Source organism: Microbacterium sp., from assembly GCF_031988965.1.
Lineage (GTDB): Bacteria > Actinomycetota > Actinomycetes > Actinomycetales > Microbacteriaceae > Microbacterium.
On sequence record NZ_DALZXX010000124.1, the window covers coordinates 6,016 to 8,514 of the forward strand.

The following is a 2,499-nucleotide window of genomic DNA, read 5'->3' on the forward strand; positions in this document are numbered from 1 at the left end:
GCCGCGCTCGGTCTCGTCTTCGCCGTGGTGACGATCTTCTTCTGGTGAGGGGGGAGGGCCGGGCAGAGGTTCGGATCCTGCATCCGACACGCCGGTCGTTCGAACGGCTGCGGGGCGTGTCGAGTCGTCAGCTCCGAAGCTGTGCCCGGGCCGATTCGGCGGGGAGGTGTCCGAACGAGGACTTCGGCCCTCAGTGGCCGAGCTTCTCGGCACACGCGACGCAGTGCGTGGCGAACGGGCGCACCTCGAGGCGAGCGGCGGGAATCGGTCGGCCGCAGTGCGCACAGACGCCGTAGGTGCCGGCATCCAGTCGGGCGATCGCGTCGTCGACCTGCTGCAGTTCGGATGCTGCCGCCTCGGCGAGCCCGGTCAGGCGTGACCACTCCGACGACAGCGTGACGCCCTCGGGGTCGTGCTCGTCGTCGTCGTTCGAGCCTTCGCGATCGTGGGTGAGCTCGGCGAGAGTCGCCGCGGTCGACGCGACGCGATCGCTCGCCTGCGCGCGCAGGCGCTCGAGGAGTGCACGAGCATCCGAGGTCATCCGCACACTCTAGGCCCGCCCACCGACATCCCGCCCGGTCCCCCGCCCCCGCTCCCCGGGCACGGCTTCGGATGCCGTCACCGACTCGCGGCCTCTGCCCCGGCATCCGTCGGCGTGTTCGACCTCGACTCCGAAGCCGTGCCCGGGGGCGAGTCGCAACGACGCACCCCGACCGCCGTCACCAGCCGTTCATCCAGCGTTCCGTTTCGAGTACGGCGGTCTCGTAATTGCCCGTCACCTTCGCGAGTTGGAATACTCCTGTTCTCGGAATTCGGGAACGTCACCTCCCGAAAGGTCATCATGCGCCGCTTCACCCTGCCCGCCGTCGGCCTCCTCGGCGTCGCCGCACTCGCCCTGACCGGCTGCCAGAGCCCGTCCGCCGAAGCGGCTCCTGCCGATCCGAACGCTCCGATCACGATCGCGACCCTTCCGGTCGGCGATGACCCCACGGCCGAGAACCCCGTCGAGGTCTTCGCCGAGCTCCTCGAAGAGGCGACGGGTCGTGACGTCGAGATCACCGACGTGCCCGACTACCTGAGCGTCGTCGAGGCCATCCGCGCCGACCACGTCGACATCGGCATCATGAGCGGCTTCCCCTCGGCGCTCGCCGTGAACACGGGCGAGGTCGACGCACTCGTCGCCTTCCAGGGCGACGGCAAGCCCGTCTCGACCTGCGTCGTGCTGAACGATTCGCCGATCCAGACCGTCGAGGACCTCGAGGGCAAGACCGTCGCGTTCGCCGACCAGGCCTCGAGCTCGGGCTACTTCATGCCGGTGTACATGCTGCACGAGGCGGGTCTCGAACAGGGCACCGACTACGAGGCGATCTTCGCGGGTGGACACGAGGGCAGCTTCGCGGCGCTCGAGCAGGGGCAGGTGGATGCCGCCTGCACCGCCGTCATGCTGACCGAGCTCGGTGCGCCGATGTTCCCGTTCGCCGACGGCGAGTGGCGCGCGGTGGGCGAGAGCCCGGCCATGGACATCCAGGGCGCGGTGCTCGGACGCCAGTCGCTGGATGCCGAGACGCGCACGATCATCCAGGACGGCATCGCCGAGGTCTTCTCGCCCGAGAACGCCGAGCGCCTCGGTGCCTACGGCGCCTTCGCCGCCGCCGAGCAGACCGCCGACCCCGAGTCCTCGTCGTTCGAGTCCTTCGCCGAGATCGCCGCGGTCGCCGGCGTCGAGCTCAAGGACCTGAAGTGACGAGTCACGCACCCACGAGGGCGGATGCCGCAGCATCCGCCCTCGTCGACTCGGCCATGCGAACCCCCACTGCCGAGATCCGTCAGTCCCTGCCGCTCGTGACCGTGCGCGACCTCAGCGTCGCGTACGACACGACGACGGTGCTCGACGGCGTCGACCTCGACCTGTTCCCGGGCGAGATGGTCGCGCTGCTCGGAGCCTCGGGGTCGGGCAAGTCCACCCTGATGCGCAGCCTCACCGGGTTCGCGCCGATCTCGGCGGGCTCGGTGCGGGTCGCCGGCCACGACGTCACGAACCTCGCGCGTGGCGAGCTGCGCACCCTGCGCTCGGACGTCGGGCAGGTGTTCCAGCAGTTCAACCTCATTCCGCGATTGAGTGTGCTGACCAACGTGCTCACCGGCGCCCTGCACGGGGCCGGACCGATCAACATGATCGGCGGCTTCTCGAGCGCGCACCGTCGTCGCGCGCTCGAGCTGCTCGACCGGGTCGGCATCGCCCACAAGGCCGGCGAGCCCGCCCGCTCGCTCTCGGGTGGACAGCAGCAGCGGGTCGCGATCGCCCGGGCGCTCATGCAGCGGCCCCAGGTGATCCTGGCCGATGAGCCCGTCGCCTCGCTCGATCCGAAGCTCGCCGACAGCGTGCTCGACCTGCTGCGCGAGATCGCCACCGAAGACGGCATCCCGGTGCTCGTCAGCCTGCACGTGCTGCCGCTCGCGCTCGCGCACAGCGACCGCATCATCGGCCTGCGGCACGGG

Annotated in this window: 3 protein-coding genes; 2 read left to right on the forward strand and 1 reads right to left on the reverse strand. The window is 70.2% G+C overall.

The window, feature by feature from the left end; genetic code table 11:
• Positions 1 to 190: 190 nt before the first annotated feature.
• Entirely contained in the window at positions 191 to 541 is a 351-nt protein-coding gene (locus tag RTM68_RS15060; protein ID WP_312172428.1) for a TraR/DksA family transcriptional regulator, read from the reverse strand.
• 300 nt (positions 542 to 841) lie between these two features.
• Here RTM68_RS15060 and phnD point away from each other — a divergent pair, with 300 nt between their 5' ends.
• Positions 842 to 1,744 (forward strand): phosphate/phosphite/phosphonate ABC transporter substrate-binding protein, encoded by a 903-nt coding sequence (phnD, locus tag RTM68_RS15065; protein ID WP_312172430.1) that lies wholly within the window; start codon positions 842 to 844, stop codon positions 1,742 to 1,744.
• Positions 1,741 to 2,499: phosphonate ABC transporter ATP-binding protein (locus tag RTM68_RS15070; protein ID WP_312172432.1), on the forward strand; the 759-nt coding region annotated here is incomplete at its 3' end. The genes phnD and RTM68_RS15070, both read left to right, overlap by 4 nt.